This window comes from Undibacterium sp. TC9W (assembly GCF_049339865.1).
GTDB lineage: Bacteria > Pseudomonadota > Gammaproteobacteria > Burkholderiales > Burkholderiaceae_D > Undibacterium.
On the sequence record NZ_JBMPPJ010000006.1, the window covers coordinates 112687 to 135589 of the forward strand.

21 protein-coding genes are annotated in these 22903 nt (G+C 52.4%); 5 read left to right on the top strand and 16 right to left on the bottom strand.

From position 1 onward, the window contains the following. Nucleotides 1-13 precede the first annotated feature (13 nt). The 3 genes from ACO0LN_RS10200 to ACO0LN_RS10210 are packed head-to-tail and all read right to left on the bottom strand — an operon-like array spanning nucleotide 14 to nucleotide 2424. Nucleotides 14-1156, bottom strand: a complete 1143-nt coding sequence (locus ACO0LN_RS10200; protein ID WP_422973349.1) for a trans-sulfuration enzyme family protein — start codon at nucleotides 1154-1156, stop codon at nucleotides 14-16. A 22-nt stretch (nucleotides 1157-1178) separates the two neighbouring features. Further along, the gene (locus tag ACO0LN_RS10205; RefSeq protein ID WP_422973351.1) at nucleotides 1179-1697 is read right to left on the bottom strand and encodes an isochorismatase family protein; all 519 of its coding nucleotides are present in this window, start codon (nucleotides 1695-1697) and stop codon (nucleotides 1179-1181) included. Between the two features lie 49 nt (nucleotides 1698-1746). Continuing rightward, on the bottom strand, nucleotides 1747-2424 hold the full coding sequence (locus tag ACO0LN_RS10210; protein WP_422973352.1) for a GntR family transcriptional regulator: 678 nt from the start codon (nucleotides 2422-2424) through the stop codon (nucleotides 1747-1749). Nucleotides 2425-2710: 286 nt separating this feature from the next. On the opposite strand from ACO0LN_RS10210, the gene ACO0LN_RS10215 reads away from it, so the two are divergent. Then, nucleotides 2711-3013 (top strand): hypothetical protein, encoded by a 303-nt coding sequence (locus tag ACO0LN_RS10215; RefSeq protein WP_422973354.1) that lies wholly within the window; start codon nucleotides 2711-2713, stop codon nucleotides 3011-3013. Nucleotides 3014-3371: 358 nt separating this feature from the next. Here the strand turns inward: ACO0LN_RS10215 and ACO0LN_RS10220 are convergent, their stop codons facing one another. The 3 genes from ACO0LN_RS10220 to ACO0LN_RS10230 all read right to left on the bottom strand — a co-directional run bounded on the left by ACO0LN_RS10220 (nucleotide 3372) and on the right by ACO0LN_RS10230 (nucleotide 5856). Further along, nucleotides 3372-3764 carry a cupin domain-containing protein gene (locus ACO0LN_RS10220; RefSeq protein ID WP_422973356.1) on the bottom strand — a complete coding sequence of 131 codons (393 nt, stop codon included), beginning with the start codon at nucleotides 3762-3764 and terminating at the stop codon, nucleotides 3372-3374. Between the two features lie 80 nt (nucleotides 3765-3844). After that, nucleotides 3845-4675, bottom strand: coding sequence for an AraC family transcriptional regulator (locus tag ACO0LN_RS10225; RefSeq protein ID WP_422973358.1), 831 nt, complete (start codon nucleotides 4673-4675; stop codon nucleotides 3845-3847). Between the two features lie 647 nt (nucleotides 4676-5322). After that, entirely contained in the window at nucleotides 5323-5856 is a 534-nt protein-coding gene (locus ACO0LN_RS10230) for a hypothetical protein (protein ID WP_422973360.1), read from the bottom strand. Between the two features lie 92 nt (nucleotides 5857-5948). On the opposite strand from ACO0LN_RS10230, the gene ACO0LN_RS10235 reads away from it, so the two are divergent. Beyond that, on the top strand, nucleotides 5949-7049 hold the full coding sequence (locus tag ACO0LN_RS10235) for a hypothetical protein (protein WP_422973362.1): 1101 nt from the start codon (nucleotides 5949-5951) through the stop codon (nucleotides 7047-7049). A 228-nt stretch (nucleotides 7050-7277) separates the two neighbouring features. On the opposite strand, the gene ACO0LN_RS10240 is transcribed toward ACO0LN_RS10235, so the two are convergent. The 4 genes from ACO0LN_RS10240 to ACO0LN_RS10255 all read right to left on the bottom strand — a co-directional run bounded on the left by ACO0LN_RS10240 (nucleotide 7278) and on the right by ACO0LN_RS10255 (nucleotide 13347). Further along, a complete protein-coding gene (locus ACO0LN_RS10240; protein ID WP_422973364.1) occupies nucleotides 7278-8303 on the bottom strand; it encodes a YiiG family protein in 1026 nt (341 codons plus the stop codon). Nucleotides 8304-8947: 644 nt separating this feature from the next. After that, nucleotides 8948-9736, bottom strand: a complete 789-nt coding sequence (locus tag ACO0LN_RS10245) for a hypothetical protein (protein ID WP_422973366.1) — start codon at nucleotides 9734-9736, stop codon at nucleotides 8948-8950. A gap of 291 nt (nucleotides 9737-10027) precedes the next feature. Beyond that, the gene (locus tag ACO0LN_RS10250) at nucleotides 10028-11443 is read right to left on the bottom strand and encodes a DUF1501 domain-containing protein (RefSeq protein WP_422973368.1); all 1416 of its coding nucleotides are present in this window, start codon (nucleotides 11441-11443) and stop codon (nucleotides 10028-10030) included. 11 nt (nucleotides 11444-11454) lie between these two features. Next, nucleotides 11455-13347 (bottom strand): DUF1800 family protein, encoded by a 1893-nt coding sequence (locus tag ACO0LN_RS10255; protein WP_422973370.1) that lies wholly within the window; start codon nucleotides 13345-13347, stop codon nucleotides 11455-11457. Between the two features lie 484 nt (nucleotides 13348-13831). Here ACO0LN_RS10255 and ACO0LN_RS10260 point away from each other — a divergent pair, with 484 nt between their 5' ends. Then, the gene (locus ACO0LN_RS10260) at nucleotides 13832-14215 is read left to right on the top strand and encodes a winged helix-turn-helix transcriptional regulator (protein WP_422973372.1); all 384 of its coding nucleotides are present in this window, start codon (nucleotides 13832-13834) and stop codon (nucleotides 14213-14215) included. A gap of 231 nt (nucleotides 14216-14446) precedes the next feature. Here ACO0LN_RS10260 and ACO0LN_RS10265 read toward each other — a convergent pair whose 3' ends face one another. Then, nucleotides 14447-14986: a hypothetical protein gene (locus ACO0LN_RS10265; RefSeq protein ID WP_422973374.1), complete on the bottom strand. Its 540-nt coding sequence runs from the start codon at nucleotides 14984-14986 to the stop codon at nucleotides 14447-14449. Nucleotides 14987-15100: 114 nt separating this feature from the next. On the opposite strand from ACO0LN_RS10265, the gene ACO0LN_RS10270 reads away from it, so the two are divergent. After that, complete coding sequence (locus ACO0LN_RS10270) at nucleotides 15101-15967, top strand: LysR family transcriptional regulator (RefSeq protein WP_422973376.1); 867 nt, start codon at nucleotides 15101-15103, stop codon at nucleotides 15965-15967. 533 nt (nucleotides 15968-16500) lie between these two features. Here the strand turns inward: ACO0LN_RS10270 and ACO0LN_RS10275 are convergent. From ACO0LN_RS10275 to ACO0LN_RS10290, 4 genes are all read right to left on the bottom strand, one after another. After that, nucleotides 16501-18447: a peptidase M61 gene (locus tag ACO0LN_RS10275; RefSeq protein WP_422973378.1), complete on the bottom strand. Its 1947-nt coding sequence runs from the start codon at nucleotides 18445-18447 to the stop codon at nucleotides 16501-16503. A gap of 64 nt (nucleotides 18448-18511) precedes the next feature. Further along, nucleotides 18512-18718: a hypothetical protein gene (locus ACO0LN_RS10280; RefSeq protein ID WP_422973380.1), complete on the bottom strand. Its 207-nt coding sequence runs from the start codon at nucleotides 18716-18718 to the stop codon at nucleotides 18512-18514. Continuing rightward, nucleotides 18700-19389, bottom strand: coding sequence for an NAD(P)H-binding protein (locus tag ACO0LN_RS10285; RefSeq protein ID WP_422973382.1), 690 nt, complete (start codon nucleotides 19387-19389; stop codon nucleotides 18700-18702). The genes ACO0LN_RS10280 and ACO0LN_RS10285 overlap by 19 nt, the downstream gene beginning before the upstream one ends. Before the next feature lie 294 nt (nucleotides 19390-19683). Beyond that, nucleotides 19684-20505 carry an inositol monophosphatase family protein gene (locus ACO0LN_RS10290; RefSeq protein ID WP_422973384.1) on the bottom strand — a complete coding sequence of 274 codons (822 nt, stop codon included), beginning with the start codon at nucleotides 20503-20505 and terminating at the stop codon, nucleotides 19684-19686. A gap of 34 nt (nucleotides 20506-20539) precedes the next feature. Here ACO0LN_RS10290 and ACO0LN_RS10295 point away from each other — a divergent pair, with 34 nt between their 5' ends. After that, nucleotides 20540-21205 carry a TetR/AcrR family transcriptional regulator gene (locus ACO0LN_RS10295; protein ID WP_422973386.1) on the top strand — a complete coding sequence of 222 codons (666 nt, stop codon included), beginning with the start codon at nucleotides 20540-20542 and terminating at the stop codon, nucleotides 21203-21205. Between the two features lie 177 nt (nucleotides 21206-21382). Here ACO0LN_RS10295 and ACO0LN_RS10300 read toward each other — a convergent pair whose 3' ends face one another. Beyond that, nucleotides 21383-22834: a DUF1254 domain-containing protein gene (locus tag ACO0LN_RS10300; RefSeq protein WP_422973388.1), complete on the bottom strand. Its 1452-nt coding sequence runs from the start codon at nucleotides 22832-22834 to the stop codon at nucleotides 21383-21385. Nucleotides 22835-22903 lie beyond the last annotated feature (69 nt).

Below are 22903 nucleotides of genomic sequence, written 5' to 3' on the forward strand. Positions count from 1 at the left end.
ACACAGGCCATTATTAGTCCAAAGTAGCCAGCGCCCGTTCAAGATCTGCCAGCAAGTCATCAACATGTTCCACACCCACATGCAGGCGCAGCAGCCAGCCGGTTTTTGGCGCGCGCTGTGGGGCAACTGCAATCAGGCTGTGTACGCCACCCCAGCTATTGCCTAGCGTGAATAACTGTAGTGCAGCGACAAACTTTTCTATCGCTGGCAGATTGTCTTGCTTCAGGCTGAAAGACAGCAAGCCATTGCCGAGTTTGAAATCGCGTTTCCATAAGTGGTGATAAGTATCCCCCGGCAGTGGTGGGTAATTGAGCTGGGCTATCGCGGCATGGCTTTGCAAGAATGCGGCGATGCGCAGGGCAGATGCATATTGCCTTTCCAGCCGCAAGGCCAGCGTCGGCAAGCCGCGCAGTGCCAGGAAGCATTCATCGGGGGCGACGTAATAGCCCAGCAGTTCTGCCGTGTCGCGCAGGGCATGGTAGGCTGCTTCATCGCGTGTGCTGACTGCACCCATCAACAAATCAGAATGCCCACCCACGTATTTGGTCAGTGCCTGTATGCTGAAATCGACACCAGCATCCAGCGCCCTGAACCCTAGTGCCGTAGCCCAGGTATTGTCCATCACTACCTTGATCTGGTGCGCATGGGCAGCAGCAACGATGGTGGGTATGTCCTGCATTTCCATGCTGTTGGAAGCAGGACTTTCTGTCCATACCAGTTTGGTATTGTGTTCAAAAAAAGCAGCGATGCCGGCGCCAATATCATTGGGGTAAATGCTGTGGCGCACCCCCCATTTGGCAAACAGGGTTTTGGTGGTTTCCAGCGTCGGGCCATAGATGCTGTCCGGCAGTAGAACATGGTCACCGGCAACCAGCAGCATGCTGTTAACCAGCACCGCCGCGGCAAGGCCAGTGGGCACCAGCACGGTATGACCACCACCTTCCAGCTCAGACAATTTATTTGCCAGCGCATAGTGGGTGGGCGTGCCATTTTGTCCGTAGCTATAACCCGTATGTGCCTGCGCCTGCCGGTGCAGGAATGATGCAACATCCGGGAAGACGATAGTCGATGCATGGAATACGCCCTGCGACAACGAGGCAAATCCATCCGGGATATCGCTGGCAGGTTTTACCAGTCTGGTACTGATGTCAGTCATGGCTATTCTCTCCAAACGCTGATCAGAATGGCAGTTGCGCAGCCGGTATCACGCTGATCTGCCCCATCTCGCTCCATACCCAGTTGTGGTGATTGCTGATGCTTGCTGCATCCAGGTGAGGGCGGTTGCGCGTGGTATGGGCATCGGCAATGACGTTGGTCTTGATACCCAGCGCCGCTGCCTGCCGTATTGCACTGTCTAGACAAAACTCGCTGGCGTAGCCGCAGACAAACACTTCATTTATGCCACGTTCAGCAAGCCCTGCTTCAAAGCCGGTTTGCTGGAAAGCGCTGCTGTGCTGCTTCGCGCAAACATAGTCGTTTGCCTGTGGTGCAATGGCGGTGGGGAATTGCCAGCTGTCGCTGTCTTTTTCCCATGCAGTACCTGCTTCATTATGCTGCACATACACCACCGGCATGTTGGCCTTGCGCGCCCTCGCAATCAATTCGTTGATACGCGCCAGTATTTCGTCTGCCCTATGGGCAGGTGGGTCTATAAAAACCGCATTCTGAAAATCGATGATGAGCAGGGCAGATGACATGGTTTACTCCAAAATTGATAAGCGGGCTTACAAAGGGGGACTTAAAGGCTTATGCAGAAACAGTAGTTGCGATCACTTGCAATAAATCCGGTGGCAGAGTCCAGTTTTGTTTGATGGCCTGCACTGCTGCCTGGGTATCACCAGCACGCAGCGCCGCGATGATGGTTTTGTGTTCTTGTATCGATTGTGGTGCCATGCGCTGGTCACCAAAATGCGCAAGCTCTATGCGTTTAATGCGTGGGCGCAGATTCGCCAGCAGTTTTTCTATCTCTGTATTCTGGCTGGCCCGCACGATGATGGCGTGGAATTGCGCATCAAGTTCAGTCGCACGTTGATGCGCATGTGCTGCAATAGCCTGCGCGAGTGCCGTATTGACAGCCTCAAGTTCCTGTAAATCAGTTTCAGTCAGTCGGGGTGCTGCCAGCTCCAGCGCCGTTGCTTCGAGTGCGGCGACGACCGGGTACAGCTCGATAATTTCTTCCAGCCTTGAAGGTGCGACCTTGGTCCACTTATGAAAGCTGGTAATGACCAGACCTTCATCCTCCAGTTGCCGCAAGGCTTCACGCACAGGCGTACGCGATACCCCAAGCTGCAAGGCCAGTTCCTGGTCGCGCAAGATCTCGCCGGGTGCGAGCTGCAATTCTATGATCCATTGCTTGAGGCTGCGATACACCTCTTCACGGGCGAGTGAGCGGTTCAGAGGGGCTGTGCTGGTGGGGATGGGCATGATTAGATTGAGCAGGGGGCGTTACGTGCTAGTGAATGATTTGTAGTATGTAATATACTACATAAGTGAAAATCTGTCGTGCGAGTGATTTTTACGGGTTTTGGTAAAGAGCGGGCAAAAGCTAATTCAATGCCAGCCGAGTGTTTGCGACGGCATGTTTGACTTTTGTGAAGCATGAATTGCTTTGCTGTTCACACTTGCATTTATGATATTAATTGAAATTAATTATTTTATTTGCAATAATGGTGCTCACTGAAAATTCAATTTTTGAACTCACAGGATTACCATGAAAAAAAGAAAAACTCGTTCAGGTGAGACATTGATCGCCTCAACTGTACTTTTGACTGGTTTTGGAATTATCGCAATTTTTATTGCCCCGAATATTCTTGAAAAAATGGGGGAAGAAATAACAGACGCCGGGAAGTACACCGCCAGGGTGAGCGCGCTGATCAAGGACACACCTGAGTGCGCGAAGTATAAAGAACAGCTGGCTGATCTGGGAAAAAGTGCGCAAACTATCAACGGTGGTCTTACTTACCGTGTTACTGAAGTGAATAATGAAGTCAATAAATTTGGTTGCAAGAAATAGTGCTCGACTTAGCTCAAGACTCAACATTGTAAAGGGTGAACGCAATATTCCTTCCGTTACGGCTACTAAAAAGACTATGTTCCTGATTTTACTTATTAGCTCCAAACCGTCGTGCCGGACTTGATCCGGCATCCAGTGTCTTTTAACCCGGACCTGTAAATTCTCGTGGTTTGCGCAAAAGCTGTGTGCAGAATAACCAGAGGGCAAGTGTTTGACGAAAGCCGCTGGATGCCGGATCAAGTCCGGCATGACGACTTTGAGATTGCTGTTTTTCCTGAGCTGCATATCTTTTTTAAGATGTGCGATAAAGCCCAGCATCAAAAACCAGAGTCAAAGCCGACAATCGAAACAAAAAAAATCAAATCCACACATCCAGCGGACTTGTGCGTTCGCCACCTTCGTCACCGGTATTGACCACACCACGCGGTTCCACGAGCAAGAGTTTGACTTCATGTTCTGCGCTAGGTTTATGCTCCACGCCTTTGGGCACGACAAACATTTCACCTGCGGATATCAGTACGTAGCCATCACGGAAATCGATGCGCAGTTGTCCTTCAAGGACGATGAAACTTTCATCGGTATCGGCATGGTCATGCCAGATGAAATCGCCTTGCAGTCTGGCGACTTTGAATTGGTAGTCATTCATCTCGGCGATGACTTTTTGTGACCATTGTTCGCTGAAAAGACTGAACTTGTTGGCGAAATTAATGCTGTGATAAGTTTTGCTGTCGCTGACTGCTGCGGTATTCATGGCTGGCATCCTTGGCTTTTGTTTGAAAAGCCCCAGCATACGCAAGCTGCTGCCCCAATTCTTGTACGTTTGTGCGTCAGCTATTCAGGCCGGGAAGCCTTGCCATGCATGTTCAGCCAGCGCAGAGGTGTCAGGCCAAAGGCCTTGCTGAAGTGTTTGCTCATGTGGCTCTGGTCGCTGAACCCGGCAGCCAGTGCGGCATTTACTAGCGTGTAGCCTTGCATCAGCAGGCTTTTGACGAGATCAAGGCGGCGCATGGTCAGGTAGCGGTAGGGGCTGGTGCCAAACAGCAGGCGAAAATCGCGTGACAGGCTCCAGCGGTCACGGCCACTGTGGTCGGCCAGTTCATCGAGGGTGATGTTGTCCGTCATGGCGCTGTGGATATATTCGCGCGCCCGTTCAGCGGCCTGGTAATCGAAATGTAATTTGCTGGCCGCTGCGCCAGCGAGTTTGTCTGAGCAGGTGTGCATGGCATGGGCCAGGTCGAACAGGGCGTCTTGTTCTTCCAGTGCATCCATGGGTTTGTCCATGGCTTGCAGCAGGGGCAGGGTGGCGGCAAACAGGCGTGGATCGGTGGAAATACCATTCCTGATAAACGGTAAAGCCTGGCCGCCCAGGATTTGCTGTATCAGTGCAGGCTCGACATAGATCATGCGGTAATGAAAGCCATCGCCAGTGCCTGCCTGGCCATCATGTGCTTCATCAGGATGCAGCACAATGGTGCCGCCAGGCAGGCTGTTACACTTGCTGCCACGATAGGCAAAGCTTTGCACACCCGCCAGCGTGCTGCCTATGGCGTAGGTATCATGCTTGTGCATGGCATAGGCGTTGCCTGAAAAATAAGCTTCGATACGTTCCAGCCGGTCAGACCCTGGCGCCTGGCGTATCCAGTCGGTGTTTTTCTTGCTCATGGCGGTGTGCTCGCTTCCATGAGGTATATGCTAGCACTTGCCAGAACTTTTCACACAGGCCGCAAGCGTGCTATGAAAGCTGCTGGATGCCGGATCAAGTCCCACTGCTGTCCGGAATAATGTCCTTGACAAACAATAACGAGTAAATTCCCTCCCTTTCAAGGGGATGTCGTCGGGGTTTCACAAAGCATGCTTTGTGCCGACAGAATCTAAGCCGCTTGCAAGCGGCGCAGTGGACGGCTTAGGGTGGGGATGGGTTTCAGTCGATTGGCTGTACATGATTTTGCTACAGAAACCCATCCCCATCCCAACCTTCCCCTTGAAGGGGAAGGAGCTTCAAGCATGATCGCTGACAAAAATTATTCAATTGCAGAATTAAGTCTTCGACGTAGAAGAATCGCCGGGACGCTGTTCGTACTTGACTCTCCGAATGAGTCAAGATAATTATTCCGGACAGCAGTGGGATCAAGTCCGGCATGACGGTTCGATGGTTTTCGTCGGTAACGCGGGATGAGTTTTTTGAGATGCCGAAAAGCGATTCATCAGACTTTGATCAGACTTTGGTAGGGGGCGCCGTGCGCACCGGGGTGATGAGGGTAGTCGAAGCATTGGTGCGCACGGCGTACTCTACAGCGCATCAATCCAAATCACGGTAATTCTTTCGGTGGTATCGCTGGCATCCCTTTTTGTGTGAGTACAAAATCACAGCGCCGCTTTTGTTCATTCTCATCCAGGCCAGACATGGCGCGTTGCACGTCTTCTTTTATATTTTTCCCCAATTTCATTTCTTTCCACTGTGCGGGGATTTCATACTCAGGCTTGGCGCTGTCGGCCCGCTTTTTAGACATTTCCATACCTTTTTCAAACTGTGCGCGTAAACCTGATGTGGCCTTGTCACCAGTTGCCTTGTCGGTAGTTCCTGCGCGGCTGACTGTAAGCGACATCATCGCGTGCATGGTCTTGATATTTTTGTCCCACTCCAGTCTTTTTACCGCGAAACGTGGGCTGTAGGCGGGATCAAGGCGGGTGCAAAAAGCCTCGATTTCATCCGCCGTCGTGTATTGAAAATTGACCAGGGCCAGCGAGATAAGCCGGCGGGTATCGCTGGCGGTGTCTTGTGCGAAGCTGCGACCTGAGGCCAGCAGCAAGGCTGTGGCGATACATACGATGCTACTTTTCATTACATTTCATTTCCAAAATGGGCGGGCTGCGGTCAATTTGAATGGTATGACAATGCTATCATTCCCACCATACAAATAAAGCAGAGGCAGGCATGAAAGCATCTAATTTCTTTTGCAAGCTGGCATCCTCGACGCTGGCTGTTTGCTGTCTTGTGCAGCCTGCCAGTGCCACACCTGCCTGGCAGCGTTTGCATCTTCCTGTACCTGGTCAGCAGGCCGGGTATGATTTTCCGGTGTATGCGAATCACAGACTCGATGGCAAGCTCGATGGAAAACTCGATACGATACGTGAAGTGATCATCGTCCAGCATGGCATACAGCGTAATGGCGATGATTATTATGCGGCGGCGATGGCCTTGTTGCAGGCGTCTGGTCGCTCGCTGGACGAAGTGCTGGTGATTGCGCCCAATTTTCCAGGCAAACCTGATACCGGCTTTGATGGCATGCCGGTCTGGTCAGTGCAGGGCTGGACCGGCGGTGATCCTGCCTTGCCGGGCACAGGTACGCAGGCGGGTTTGAGCTCATTGCAGGTCATCGATGATATCGCCCAGCTGCTGGCAGACAAGTCGCGTCTGCCTCAGCTAAAGAAAATCACGTTCGCCGGGCATTCTGGTGGTGGGCAATTGATACACCGTTATGCCGTCCTCAATCATGTGGATGAAGCCTTGCGTGCGCGGGGGCTGGATGTGCAATATGTGGTGGCGAATCCTTCCTCCTATCTGTATTTCACGCCTGAGCGACCAGCATCTACTGGCTTTGCTCTCTACGACAAATCAGTGTGCCCTGCCTATAATGACTACCGCTATGGCATGCAGAATATGGTGCCCTATGCAAAGGGCATGAATGGCCTGGATTTATACAGCCGTCACCTGCAAAGACAGGTCACTTATCTGGTTGGTAGCCTCGATACTGATCCGAACCACCGTGTGCTCGACAAGTCCTGCGGTGCCGAGGCAGAAGGGCCAACGCGCTATGACCGTGCCCATGCCTACTGGGCTTATGAACAATACCTGGGCAAGCAAACCCCGGTCGCCAAAGCCCTGCCAGCCAGCAACCATCATTACCTCGATGTGGAAGGTGTAGGTCATGACCAGACCAGGATGTTCGGTTCGCAATGCGGGGTGAAATTACTGTTTGGCGACAAAGCCTCAGTGGATAAACTGGCCGCGCAGTGCAAGCCTGTAAAACCGTAAAAAAATGCCCTCGGACAGCAGGGCATTGTAAAGAGCATCTCCAGATGGGGACCTGGAGTACTACCGGGTGGGGTTCATGGGGGCTTCTTCAAATGCACTCCGTGACTGCAGAGTAGCGATGCGCGCTTGAAAAAATCCCGCATGAGTAAAAAAATCGTGAATGCTTAATTGTGCATGCTTAACTGTGGATGTTTAACTGTGTATGCTCAATTTTGTATAATTAATACCTTAGCGATGCATGCGGTTGCTCGCTTCTATCAATTCATTGTAGGCCTTGGTGACTTTCTCCTGGCTGCCCTCTACCATCCAGGCTGAACCTGGCTTGAGCATCATCTTGTCGCCTTCACTGTAGGGCACTTTGTCACGGATGCGGCGCACGCGTTCTTTGGCGGCCTTGCGATAATCTTCGCTGGCTCTCTCCAGGCTGGACCAGCCACTGGCCGCGCTTTCACTATTCTTTTTGACATAGGCAATCGCTTCGTCAGTCACGCTTTCATACTCGGCCAGTGCCTTGGCCGCGGTGGCGGCATCGAATTTCTCTTCACCTATCAGGCGTATCAGGTGCTTGGCTTTGCTCATCAGCGCCATTTGCAGATAGGGTAGCTGGCGGCCCTCGGTTTTTTCGAGTTGCTGCATTTCTGCATCGAGTACCTTGTCGTTCTCTGCTTCGATTTCATCAGAAAAAACATTGCTCTTTTCTTCAAACAGCTTCATCGCGGCAGCCAGCGGCGCGTGCATTTTTTTGCCCTTGGCAAATGCATCATCCTTGTAATTGTCGCGGCTGTAATACTGGTCGGCATCGGCCACCAGTGTGCCCAGCTCTGCCAGGCTGTTGATGTAAGCCGTAGCAGCCACATCAAGTTTGCCCGGTGCTGCCTTGCCTGCCTGGGCAAAGCTGGCCTGGCATTTGGCTATCTCATCGACATCGATTTTATACAGGCCATACACCACGCTTTCTTTTCCGCTGGGGCCAGTTTCCATGTTCTTGACCCAGCTCGCGTAACGCGCAATGCTGCGATGGGCATTTCTGTCGAGCTGGTTATAGCAGGCGATGTAGTCTTGCAGTTTGTCTGAGCTGCTTGCTGTGGGAGCAGAGGCCGCTGCGGGCGCAGTAACAGCAGTAACAGGCGCAACTTGTACCTGACTTGCGGCAACGGGCTGGGTTGTTGTCGTTGCGGGCGCATTGTCGGTATTTTTGCTGCACGCGGTAGCCAGCAAGATCAGGCCAAGGCCTGCCAGCGTGCGCGTTCGCATTGTCGTACATATTGTCGTATGCATGTTTATTGAGACTGCAGATACAGCAGATACAGCAGTGTGAGGCAAAGTCATGCTAGTCAAGTTCAGATTGGGTGGGCCATCTTAGCCGCTTGATGTTTTTAAAGTTGCAACAATTTGTATCCATTTGTGTGTTTGGTTGCACTGTATTTTGTTTCTGCGTTTTTATGCATGGCTGGTAGGTTTCTGGCGATGAACAGTCATGTGTCTGCTTTATGTCTTGACTACTAGCGCGGCTTCCATGATTAAACTCACCCGACAAAGCCCTGCCTGCCACGCTACCAATGTGCGACGGTTGTCCTGGCTTGAATCGAAGAGATGACGAGTTGCCCTGATGTTAATGCAGATTCACGATGACATCGCCCAACCACCGCATCGTATAGATGCCTTGCACGCATGGGAGGCACTGCACGTAATTACTTGGAGGCTGTTGCAAAATTAACCTGTCGTTGTTGCGCCTCCCTGTCGTACTAAAGGCCTGCCAGTGTTGGCGACGTCTCGCCGGGGGCACCTAGCCGGGGGCGCCTAGCCGGGGGCGCCTAGCCGGGGGCGCCTAGCCGGGGGCGCCTAGCCGGGGGCGCCTAGCCGGGGGCGCCTAGCCATCTTAATTTTGCAACAGCCTCTTAGTTCAACAGCGAAGTGTCTGCACCAGGCCAACTGCGTTTGAGATCTACAGTCAACTTTTTGATCTCCTCTTCACGGCCTTGAGCTTTCACCACATGGATCAGGCCTTGCAATGCCCATCCGCATGCAGGATTAAAGAACAGATAATTTCGGTAAGTTTGTTCTGCCTCTGGCCATTGCCGCGCGCGCATTTGCAGGTTTGCGAGTGCAAGTATGCTGTTATCTGCCATGACAGGTGCTTGGGCCTCTTCCAGATATTGTGCAAATGCAGATGCTGATTTCTGGTGTCGGATTGCTGTCTCAGTCTTACCCTCAGCCAGCGCCACTTCTGCACGCAATTGCTCGCGTGTGACCAATGCCAGGCTGCGCATGGTCTTGTCCAGCGTTTCATCTTTTGCATGCGAGCCTGCGATGGTGCTGGCAATGGGTTCCAGTCGCTTCATCGCCTCTCTCGCAAGCGCCAGTTCACCCAGATGCGCGAAAGCGATGCCTCGGGCATAAAAATACAGGGCCGCCGCGACTCCCCGCCTTCCATAAGCAACAGGTTCGCGTAAGAGTTCATCCCAGCGTTGCAGGCGCAATAAAATGAGTAAGGGGCGGCTACGTTCCAGTTCTGCGAATTCTTCGTTCACCACAGTTTCTCCACTAGCCAACAGACGTGCGGCATCCAGTGCCGCCTGGCCGCGACCTTCTTTCAGCAATACGTGCCAGAGCGCGGTAGCACCTGCGCTTGCAGGGGACTTGCGTTTTGAATGTGGATTTCCGGGTGTTTCAATATTTTTACTCACAACCGCTACCGCCTCCCGAATTTTGTGATTGACCTGATTGCCATCATTGGTGATGTTGGAGTAAAGGTCTATATTGACAAGTATGTGTTTAATAAATTGAAGTACCGCGAATGCTGCGCTGTACCGGCAGCCAGTGATTTGGCCGTGGCTTGCTACTTTCGCTCCATTGGTCTAAGTATGCCGATGCGCCCGGGTTTAGTATCAAAATACCGGGCGCACATGCATCCATCATTTTTGTAAAAAAACCAGTTGATCACGGAGTTAGCTGCACATACACTGGTTAGCTATAACTCAAACACCTGGTTTCATGAACCCTAGATTTTTTACCGTAAAATTGGCAAGATCAGGCAAGACGCTGCTCATCTGGCTGTTGGGTAAAAACCAGTCCAGTACTGTGGCGGCATATTGATTGACCGATGTCGTGGGGATGAACTGGCCTTTTGCATTTGGTCCACTACCTTTGTCGTCAGCACCGTCAAGTGCATAGTCGGGCCAGATGCCGTATGATTTTTGTCCGCGCACTGCACCGCCCAGCACAAGCTGGCAATTGCCCCAGGCATGGTCAGTACCATTGCTGCTGTTTGGTTTTAACGAACGCCCAAAGTCAGATGCCGTCATGACGGTTACCTTGTCGGACAAGCCCATCAGCCGCATGGTGTTGGTGAAGCCCGTCAGCGCTTCGGACATGTCCCGCAACAAGATGGGGTGTCTTTGCAACTGGTTGGAATGGGTATCAAAATCGCCTGTTCCGACACAGATGATGTCGCGCACGCCACCCAGTTTTGAACGGGCACTGATAATGGTGGCGGCACGTCGCAGATGCCGTACAAAGGCTACGTCCCTGGCAGCTGCGAAACCTGTCGCAATTTCAGCTGCGGGCGTGCCGGAAAATAAAGGGCTGATGGTTTCATTGACATCGATGGTAGATTTTTCCTGCTCGCCCCAGGCCTTGACGAACTCTGAAGTGCTGCCCGTCGCCGAGCCAACCAGCATCTTGATGAGGTCCAGCCGCGATGTTGTCGTTACACCAGATTGTTTGATGGCATTGTCGTCATAACTGAGCGCAGTACCAGACAGGCGCAATTGCGCAACTCTTGGTGCCTGGCCCCAGCGTTTGTCACCTGCAAATGAGTAAGATTTGCCTTTGCCTGCATTTTGCAAGGCACGGCCGCCCCAGCCACTTTGTACCTTGGGGTCGCCCATGGCATTATGCCAGCAGTTTTGTTGTCCGCCATGGTCAAACAGTTGATTCGGGATCTGGCTGCTGTCACCATCCCTGACCAGGCCGGCATATTCAGTCTTGGTGATGGGTCTGACCAAAGGCCCCACATTGGTGATGATGGCCATACTTTTGTCATTCCAAAACGATTGCAATGGTTTCATCGATGGATGCATGCCCAGATGTTCTGGCCCGTCTAGCGGAATCAACAAGCCATTATCACCGCTGATACCAGGGTCGCCAGCATTGCGGCGTAATGCCACACCGTCAGCACCACCCCTGGACTTGTTATATATTTTATAGATAGCCTCATCCATGGGCACAAAGCAATTGAAACCATCATTACCGCCTACCATATAGACATAGATGAGCGCCTTATAGTCGTCGCTCTGTGCATTTGCATCGGTGTATGAAAATACCGAAACGCCGGTAGCCATACTGCTTATCGTCGAAGCAACGCCAGTTTTTAAAAAATTTCTACGATTCATAGGGATGCTCCTTAGCGTTGAATTTGATAGTATCCAGACTTGCGGATCAGGTACAGAGCCAGTTTCACACGCTCGGTTAAATAATCGCTCTTGTAGGTTTTCACCAGTTTGCCGTTGTTGGCCGTATCGCTGGCTGGCGTCCATTTGCTGATGGCATCAACGATGGTTTTGATATCCGACTCAGGCAGTCCGCCAGCAGCAAAGGCGGCGTTCATCCAGCGTACCAGGCTGTTTGCGTCTGCTGCCTGTGCGACCAGGGATTTATATTCCAGTCTGGTGCCCAGGTCCCATGGCGAGTTATAGCGCTGCTGGCCATCTGCCGCGAGAGGGCATTTGCCGTTTGAGCGCTTAAGACCGGTGTCGCAGTCTGGCAAGATACCTGTGCCTTCATTGTACTGATCGAAGATCAGATAATTATCAAAATTGGCGCGCGCAAAAAGTTCGTTCGCTCCATTGATTTCAAACTCTGGCCCGACTAGTTTATTTAGGTTGAGGCCGGGCAGTGGCGCATCAGGTTTAAAGAAATTGAAGACAGTTGGTGAATCAAAAACCAGTTGCCCCAAGTCTTCACCCACGCTATGCCGCCCCATCTGACGGCCATCTGTGACCGAGCCTTCGAGAGCGCGGAAAAGGGAGGTCATATAGACGATAGGCTCTTTGAGTTTGCCAAACGCCGGGTCAGCCGCGCTGGCACTGTCACGGGCTTCCGGGTCCAGCAAGATGGCGGCGATGACTGCTTTCATGTCACCTCGCTTGCCAGCACCTATATCACCAAATTTGCCGCTATCAAATGCATCTGCCACCCGGCTTACATAGGCTGGCTTTGGGTTGCTGGTCACCAGGCGTTGTATCAGGAGTTTGCTGATAAAAGGGCTGACGTTAGGATGAACCTGCACTGCCTGCATGGCTGCATCAAAGGCCTGTTTCGCGTTGCGTGATGCAGGTATCGTCACATCGGAGAGCAACAGTCGCTTATCGCCCCTGGTAATGGCGGCTGGATCGTCGTGCTTGGCATCGATGAGCACCATGGGCCCGGCATAGTATGAATTGTTCCAGGAATTAGGGTTGCGGTTGGTATAGCGCGAGTAACCACCTGCAGGGTAGGTCAGGCCAGAAAACGCATAGGCATAGTTCAGTGCGATTTCTTCCGTGTAGGTAGGCTTGCACTTGTTTTGCTGCAGGCTGCCATCATGATTCAGCAGGCAGGGGCCGACTGAGAATAGCTGCAAAAATTCACGACCATAGTTTTGATTTGGATCGACGCCATCATTGTTGACGGAATTGATGAAGTCGCCAGTGACCGGGCTGAGCGAAAATGATCGCAAGATATCAAAGTAATTGCCAAAAGCCTGGTCGCGGAAAATCTGCTGATGAATGCGCATGCCATAGGTATGGTCTGAATCTTCACCCATGCCAACCAGAATTTCGGATAGCGCTAACGCTACCCGGCCACGCAATTGATCATCTGCATTGATGGCCTGACGATAGAATTCCCATACCAGTGGGTCGCTGGTCATATTGTCGCGTCCGCAGTGATCTGCGGTGAAGTGTTCATCGAAGTTGCTACCGCCTGCACAACCGCCGGATACTTTATCGATGAATTCATTGCCGACCGTGTATTGCGTAGGGGTCTTTCCAAACTGACTGATAATCCATTGCCTTGCACCTGATTGCTGGATTTCTGCCAGACCTTTCAGGGTGGGGCCAAACGTCGCCTGGTGCATCAGGCGCGATGCATCTGTCAGAGATTGCAGATCGGCCCCACCTAATGAACTTGCCGCTCCCGCTGCGATGGGGGGAGGTGCTGCTTGTCCCCCTTTGTCTCCCTGGTTTGAACTGCTGCTGGAGCCACAGCCAGCCAGATAGAACGCCAGCAGCGGCGAAGTCAGACAGATAATCGTCATTCGACTTGATAATATTTTTTTCACTTATGAACTCCTCTTTTTAAAGCCATTGAGACGGATGAGGTAAAACTTCAGCAGATAATTTCTTGTTCTACGCACCGATGAAGAACAAGCCAGAAAAAACGCGTTACGATCTTTGCATTCCTTAATTTTTTAATGTCTAAGCATATCGATCAGAAAATCAGATAAATGATTTCACTGATTTATTGAATTCAGAAAGTAAGTGGACCAATAGATCAAAAGCAGATTTGCGAGCCTATAAAAAAGAGCGTAAAAAACTGCGGAACTGAAATCGACCGGTTCACTCTAAGTACGGCAATTTTTCAAACGGCATCACTGTTCTTTACTAAGCGCAGACATCAAATGAAACTTGATGCAAGCAATGCGTCTTTCACCTATTTACTTGATGAGGCGCAACGGTACATAATTGCAAACCTTGTTTCAAGGAGCCACCAAGTTGTAATCAAGTCACCACGAGGTAACCATGCGGCAACAAATATTGAGCGACGCCTTCCTGGCCGATTGCCCCATCATCGAAGTTCTGGACCAGTTGTCTGACAAGTGGTCAGTGCTCGTCATGGCACGCGTCGTCAAATCACCCATACGATTTAATGAGCTGAAAAGAGACATGCGAGGCATCAGCCAAAAAGTATTGGCACAAACTTTAAAGAAGCTCGTGCGCTTCGGTTTGATAGAGAGAACCGCATATGCCACTGTGCCAGTGACAGTGGAATATGAGATTACCCCGTTAGGCATATCGCTCGCTGCCATCGTCAATGAACTGCGCATCTGGTCTGTGAAGCATTGCGTGCAGATCCGTGCAGCACAACAAAAATTTGACGCAGAGCACAAGCAACTGGAAGATTGAAATGCCTTCCAACGGCTTGTACACGCATACAAAAAATGGATCGTCCAGCAAATGACGGTTCTTTATCGGGATATTTGGAAACAAATTGGTTTTGTTGTTACACAATACTTACAAATCCCCCATCTTGCCTGAGTACCCAATCAAAGTTCTTGTGATGAGTGAGTGGCACAGCCAGTGTGATTTCTATGCATATCTCGGAAATTGGGCACCTGGTGAGTACTAGGGCACTATTCATTCAAACGGCAATGCCCGCACGGTATAAAACTCGCTGGCGATTTTCCAGTGGCCGTTGATCTTCAGCAGGTGCAGCAGCTTCCAGCCAAAGCCACCTTTTTGCGTGCCTGCTTCTTTGGTCACAAAATCCAGCGACACTTGCGCCAGTGCGCCATCCTGCTTGATATCGACATTATAAAAATCCTGCTCCAGCTTGCGACCGCTGCCAAATACACCCTGGCGAAAATCCGCATAACGGCGGGTATCGATGGTGTCGCCAGTATTGGCGATATCTGCGACGCCACGCACCGCCATGAAAGGCACTTGCTCATCAAGCAAGAGCGTGGCAAAGGCCTTGCCGTCACCCGTGCTGACGGATGTCGTGTAGCTGTTCAGCAGGCGCGCTATGGCCTGCTTGTCTTCAGCGCTGTTGAAGTAATGGGATTGAAAATCGACAGGGGAGGGGACAGCTGCGGCGGCAGGATTGGTCATGGTCATGGTGCTTGCTATAGTGAGGGTCAGGATGAAAGTAAAGGCAACGCGGGGTATCAATTTCATGGCGGGTTTTCCTTCAAAAGAGTGCATTCGGCTACTATAGTGAGCTGAGACCCATTAATAAATCGAATATTGATAATGCAAGGTATTACAAAGTCTAATGATTGATCGCCGCCCATGAAAAACCTCGACATAGGCTTGCTCAGGACCTTCCTGCACGTAGCAGAGACTCGTAGCATGAGCTTTGCCGCGCAAAGGCTGCACATGACGCAGGGCGCAGTGAGTCAGCAAATCAAGCGGCTGGAAGACATGGTCGGCAAGCGCTTGCTGGACAGGGCCAGGTCTGGTGTCTCACTGACAGCGGAAGGACAAGTATTGCTGCAAAAAGCGCGCAGCCTGGTAGAAATGAATGACGCCATCCTCGCCTCCATGACGCTGGCCGAAGTCGCAGGCACAGTGCGCCTTGGTGTACCACATGATCTGATGGTCATGCACCTGCCGAATATCCTGCCTGCCTTTGTCAAAGCCTATCCGCAGGTAGAGATATCCCTGCTCGCAGGTTCATCCACTGAGTTGATGAAAAATTTTGACAGTGGCCTGCTGGATCTGGCCATCATTGAATCACCAGCTGGCTCTGCTCAAGGAGAGTTGCTGGCACTGGAAAGACCAGTCTGGGCAGGCAAGCGCGATGGCAGTGCCTGGCAAAAACGGCCATTGCCGATCTGCCTGGTATCAGAAACCTGCGCCTTAAAACCCACGGTAGTGCGTGAACTCGCCAGAGCCAGCATAGACTGGCGCAATGTCGTCGACTACCCCAGCATGGAAGCCATCAGCGCCACCGTGCAGGCAGACCTGGCCGTGACAGCCTTGCTGCCATCGACCGTGCCGCCCGGGCTGGATATATTCGACGAAGAGGCTGGCTTGCCCGTGCTGGATGAATTTGCCATCAGCCTGCGCATGCCCGCGCATGGGGGCAGTGCAGCGAGCATGGCGCTGGCGGAAGCGATACGGGGGGCTTATGCGGGGAAGCGCGCGGTTTCGTAGCTTGGGTCAACTCACGAGTTAATTGTAGATTTTAAAAAAACCAAAAATCTCACCGCAGAGGAAGGAAAGACTTCTTGCAAGAAGTCTTCGTTTCGCACGCGGGCGGTACACCGCCCGAATTCCCTGCTGCACCACAGATATACAGAGGGAACACTGAGATTTTAAAGAGAGAATTGATGTACTCGAATGCTATGCCATTTCAAAGATTTTCTCTGTGCCCACTCTGTGTCTCTGTGCCTCTGTGTTGAGTGGTCTTGAAGTTTGCAGGCAGGGCCAAGCTCAAGCTACGGCCAGAAAAAATCAACGCGCCAATTCCTGATCCCATTTCATGATCCATTCCTCAGGATCAGGCTGGTCATATACTGACAGGCGTTTTTTTGCCATGCGTGCCCAGCTCGTAGGTTGGGCTACGCTTTATCAGCCCAACACTCGGCCTCGAAATAACGCATACGTTTATTAAACGCCCAGTGTTGGGCTGGTACACCGTAGCCCAGCGAGGCCCGGCCCAACCTGCAAGCCCGGCCCAACCGCAATCACCCGCCAACATAAACAGGCAAACTCAACAATCCCTCGAGCCGGTCAACCGTACCAGGAATACGCTCCAGACGCGGGTAGCGTAGCGAGCCTGTGTAGTTGATCGCAACGGTACGGGTTTTACCATCCACCATGAAAGTCAGCTCTATCGCCTCCTTTGATACGGCAGCCGCCTTGATCGCCTGCTTCAATACTGTATCCGAATACGCTTCCTTACCCACATTCAGCAATCGTGCACCCAGGCTGATGCCAGCGCGAAAGGCCGGGCCTTCCCATGTCACGCTGTTGACCACGCCCTTGCCATTGACCGCCATGCCCAGCGAATGAGAAAAATCCGTCGCACCTGCATCCACTTCCATCTTCGTGAAATAGTCTGTGGGTTCATCGGTGTAAATCAGGCGGTAGCCGCTGCGTGTCAGTCCATCGAGTGCATGACTGGCATCGTGGGCTTGCAGGCGTTTGGTGAAATAAGCGGCCCAGTCATAAGGTACCAGCTGGTTCAAGCGTTTGCAGATATCTGCAAATGTATAGGTGCTGATCGCACTGCTCGCTTTGCCGCCGCCAAAGAACTTGCCAGCAAAATCAGCCAATCCTGTTTTGCCGGAGGAGCGTTCGCGCATCAGCATTTCTACATCCAGCCATAGCATCACACCTTCGACATAATAGTCTTCACGACGTTGCCAGTCACGCCAGCGCACTGCGGCCTTGCCGCCCGCCATGTAGATGGGATCTATCGTGCTGTCTTGCAGTGACTTCCATTGCCTGCCCACGCGGGCGCTGACAAAGGCGGCATCCATCGCCAGTGCATCCAGGCTTTGCTGGCGCGTCATGAAGCCCAGGTGCGATGTCAGTATGCGCCCCCAGAATTCTGTCTGCCCCTCATACATCCACAGCAGGCTGCCGCGCATGGGCATGTTCAGGTTGGGCGTCCATAAATCGGCAGGCTGGCGGTAGCGGCCATTCCAGGCATGCGCATATTCATGCGGATGCAGGCTGGCAATGCGTAACTGCGCATCGGCATTCGCAAAAAAATCAGCTGGCAAATTGATCTCTGTCGATTCTGAATGCTCAGCACCACCACCAGAAAACACCACATCTGACAATGTCACCAGAAAATCAAAATGTGGATAAGGCTGGCCCTTAAAGAGTTTAGGAACAGCCGCCACCATAGACTGATACCTGGCCAGAAATTCTGGCGTGATGGCAATCGCAGCCTCAGAGTCGCCCAGCATATTTAAACGTACCGGCACAGCCGCGCCCGCAGGCGTGAGTTCTACCCGTTTGAAATGCCGCCCTGCATACACAGGCGCATCCATGAGTTTTTCAGCACTGGTTTGTTTGAAGCTGATCTGATTACCAGTGACTGTATTGCTGTCCAGCGAAGTAGCGAATTGAAAATCTTTGGGCAGAGTGAGGGCGGCGGTAGTGGCAATATTGCGCAGATACCATCCCGCCGGATACAGCGCCAGTTTTGACCATTGCAACTTCAAAATGTCTGGCGACAAACCACGGCTGGCGGGCAGTATCTGGAAATCCAGTCTCAGTTCACGCGCAGTTTTTGGCACATTGATGTGAAAGGCGCAGGGGTTCACCGCATCGCGCTGCCATTCCAGCTTTGTATCACCTGCCATGATGCTCAGGCCTGCCAGGTCAGCGACCGTTTGCGTGGCCGCATGGCTGGTGGTTTCCCATTCAGGATACAGCAAGACCATGTGACCACTTTTTTGCACTGGTATGCTTTGCCGCACACGGATGATCTTGTGCACCGTATCGGAGGCATCCACATCCAGTGTCATGACGCCATGAAACACCCTGTCACGCGGTGCTTCTATCTGTGGCGCTGGTGTTGCTGCCCTGGGGCCGGGGTCAGAGTGCACTGCTTGCGCTGCTTCTATAAAAGCGATTTGCGAAAAAGACAGAACAATGGCTGGCAGTAGCTGATTCATAGGCAATCTGTTAATGGAAATTCTCAAGTGATGCCCGTAGTGACTACTTTACGGACGGTCTGCTTCAGGCCATTTTTAGCCGAGAAAGTTCCACAGAAAAAAGGATATATGCATGAGCTGTCTGCTTACCATTGAAAATCTCACGCGCAGGGCCATTGCCTGAATTTGATATGCCTGTAGCTGCCGCAGTCATGGCGGCCGTCAGATTCGCATTGTAGGTTGCACCGGGAAAAATAATAAGTAGTCCTTTATTTAACGCCATTCCAGCCATACAGGCACCGGCCCGGCATCATTACCATATACATCCCATACACTGTTTTCTGGTGCAGATGTTGCAGCAGCAATCATGGCGGCTGCAAGGTCAGGTCTTGCTATCGTGCGCTTCATGTCGAGGCGATGATTGGCCTGGGCAGACAGCATGGCGGCAGTTGCTGGCCTGGTCGTTTCAATGCCATTTTCCAGTACATCAACCAGGCGTGGCGCACGCAAGATCACATACGGCAGGCCGCTATCGACAAGTGCCTGTTCCCTGTCCACGATATTCTTTTGCATGCCGCGCTTGGCCAGGTTCAGCAAATGCCAGGTCAGTGATGATTTGCCCGGCCCCATGACCGAGAGCAGGATAATGCGTGGTGGTTTTGCGTGACGCTGTACACCATTCAGCGCATTCACGAAACCATCAAACATCACCGAGCGTATCAGCTGTTTTGATGCAAATACCTTGTGAATATCCACCGTAAAAAATACTGCCTCCAGCTCACCTGCCAGTGCTGCGGCTATGGCTTCCGGTTTTCCCACATCGGCAACGACGGGTTTGATCAATTCTGTTGCTGCGGGTGGCTTGCGTGCTATGGCACGTACTGTGTGACCCTGGCTGGCCAGCAAGCGGGTGATGGCCAAACCTGTGCCGCTGCTGGCACCGACGACTGCGTATTCTTTCATGATCATTCTCTTTTCTCTTATTGATTAGGACATACGTAAAATTGGCCTTGACGGTTTTTGCCTCAACCTTGCATGGATGGCAATGAGCTCGATGAGCGCAACCAATGTAGCGCACCCCAAACCGTCATTCCCGCAGGCTTTTAGCGGGAATCCATCGTTGATCAACCGCGTAGGCAGTAAGACAGGTAAGGCCGATCAGGCATGGATAACCGCCTACGCGGGTATGACGAATTGGAACCTACGGTAAGCTGCAAGCTTTGGGGCGGTTTTGCCTAAGTCCTATTGATATTTTGTTTATATGTTTTTTAAAACGGCTATCAACTGGCCATTCATGGCAGGCGCGCTGGCAATAAAATTGGGGCTGGATAAAGTCCAGGGCTGGCCTGTCCAGTCTGTTAACTTGCCGCCAGCTTCAGTCACCAGTAAGGCACCGCTGACGACGCCGGCCAAGACATTGCCGTGCTGCCAGAATGCATCGAGTTGGCCGCTGGCGACCTGTACCAGTTGCATGGTGGCAGGCACAGCCATGCGTACCAGCAGCGCATGTTCCAGCATGGCCGTGACAGACTGGCCTATCTTGCTGTAAGCCAGCTTGCCTTCACCCGATGTTGCCTGGCCGGTGCTGACCAGGGCCGCCGCCAGGCTGGGTTTTTGTGATACATGTAAAGGCTGGCCGTTCAGATAAGCACCACCACCGCGCACTGCCGTATACAGCTTTGCCGCCAGCGGCTCAGCAACCACCGTCAGCACCGGTACATTGTCACGTACCAGCGTTGCCGTCACTGCCCATTCAGTCGCGCCGTGGATATGGTTGACATTGCCTTCTGCCGGGTCAGCCACCCACCATTCGCCAGCAGGCAAGGCACCGCTGGATTTTTCATCGTCCAGCCATTGCGCGCCCGGGCGCAGGGCCAGTAAAGACTCACGCAATTGCGCGGTGACGGCAGTGTCATTGTCTTCTATCATCGTCAGCAGTTGTGGCAAGTCAGCAGGACGTGCATCTGGCTTGAAACGCTGGAGCAGCAGGTCAGCCGCTTCGCGCACTGCAATCACGGTTTTGTCGAGCAATTGCGGGTCGTATCCATTTTTGAATTCCGTTTTGTTTAAGGTTTTCATGATTAATTCGCGTTCGTTAAGGTAGGTATATAATATGAGCTATCGCTCATATTGGAAACTCGCATTCATGACCAAGTCCATCAAGAAGGCCGCCACCCCGCTGGCCCCTCGTAAAAGCCCCACACAAGCCCGCTCTGTCGCCACTGTAGAAGCCATCTTGCAAGCTGCTGCTCACATTCTTGAAACTGAAGGCCTCAGTGCCTGCTCCACCAATGCCGTGGCAAGAAAGGCTGGTGTCAGCATAGGCTCGCTCTACCAGTACTTCCCCTCAAAAGACGCCATCAGCAGGGCGTTGATACTGGAACAAACCATGGCGCTGGTTGAAGACGCCGAAAAAATAGATCTGGAACAGGGTGGCCGCAAGGCGCTGGAAGATTTGATCGATGTCGCCATCATCCACCAACTAAAAAGACCGGCGCTGGCAAAAATACTCGACGCAGAAGAACTGCGCCTGCCCGTCGCCGCAGACCTCAAACGCCAATCCACACGCCTGCGCAAAACCGTGCACGACATACTCTCTCAGGCCGATATGCCAGAAGGTGCAAACGATGCAGAAGTCATGGCCGATTTAATGGGCATCATCAAGGGCATGGTCGATGCAGCTGGGGCGCGCGCCGGTTCACATATCGAGACGAGTGCAGCGAATTTACTCAGACGGGTACGGCGTGCGGTCTTTGGGTATCTGGATGCGGGAAAATAGGGGGACTGAAAAATTATTCATGTAGCAGCCAAGGGGAATGATCGTGGCGGTCTAATTGTGTTGCTTGATTACTTGACTACTGGAGGTCAGTGGTGACCCCGTCTTTGTCTTTCTGCGTCTTTGCGCTCATCAACGGGGTCTGTCCAGTGGCAGAGTCATTTTTCCATAAGGATTCAATCAGCTTGCAAGATCAATCGCTGGCGGGCTATAGGTTTGCGTGAAGCTGACAGTGGGGCCGGGTACATAGACCCGTAAAATCAAAAAAAAACTTTCGGCACTGGGCGACTGCAACCAATAACTACCTGCAGGTAAGCTGTCGGGCTTGTCGCTTTGGATCACGATGGTCATGCCACCCTCGGCATCGGTTGTCGAAAATTCTGGATAATAGCCGTTGATGGAATAATTGCTTGAGCCAGGGCACAGGTTGTAAGTCGAGTTATACAAGGTGACCGACCAGAAGCCGTGCATGTCAGCGTTGAAGGGTGGGAAATTACCTGCCGAAAAAGTCATGCGATAGCAGTTGGAACCATTCAATTCATTGCCCTTGCTGTCGATGCTGGTGTTGATATACACCGCTTCGTCCGGGTCATTGGCGCAGATGCCTGACAGTGATTGCACCGCTGCCCTAGTAATAAAGTCGCTGTGCTGCCCGGCGCGGCCTACGTCTTGCGGTGGATACGTCCAGTTATTCACCGATTTTCCACGGGATTTGCTGAACTTTTTAAGCAAGTCCAGCCCGTCTCTCGCCGCCCGCTGAAGGCCGATGCGGGTAGCTTCGGATTGTTGCTCTACATGCTGGTTCGGGCCGATGTTAATCGTGGCAAAGAGGTTTAGTAATTGCTCCTGGTTGATCCCCGGTGGCAAACCGGGCGGGTTTTGTGTCATGGCGTCGTTCATGGTGCGCCATGCTCCTGCGGTATGGTTGTAGTCGACACCCCAGGGTATCATCACCGGTTTTTTATACGGCGTGGGCGCATTGGGCCAGTCTGCCAGCGGCGTCAAGAGGTATTGCTGCTGGACCTCGTTGGCCGCTTGAACCTCGGTCGTGCTGCTGTTGTTGACTCCGGTGCGCCCCAACAGGAATACGGTATCAGTGCGCGAGCGTGGCAAGATATCCGCCACGCCATCTGGCACCGTGCCGTTCCAGTGGTGTGGTGCGATCAGGTAGTTGCCTGCTTCTGTACCTGTGGCGTGCGTACCCACATAGGCAAAGTTGTCGGCGTCCATGCACACCATTTCGATCACGAAATACCGTTCGGTGACAGCTGGAACCGAGAGAACGATGGGGTCTTCGGCGATGTCGAGCCAGGCAGTGGAGTACAGCGTATCGGTATTGGGCGCGCCACCCGTTTGTGCCGCCGGAGTAGCCAGTACGGCTGCGTGATGAAAAGTATTGATAGGCGCATACAGGTCAGGCAGCCCATGCTTTTCTGAAAAATGCTTGCCTGCTTCGCTGGCCCACAACCAGCGCAATTGCGCATTGTAAATCCAGGGAAAGCCATAGATGTAGGCTTGGATGCCCAGCGAATACGCATACTCTTCTTCGGCATTGTCTGAATCAGGCAGACTGAGTTGCGGCAATTGCAGGCTAAACAGGCTGGCGTCTGGTGTTGATGCTGCGTTGCTCATGATGACTCCTATCCGGGGTGGAATGATGGTGACTGAAGCAAAACACGTTCTTTGGCTTGGAGGCATAGT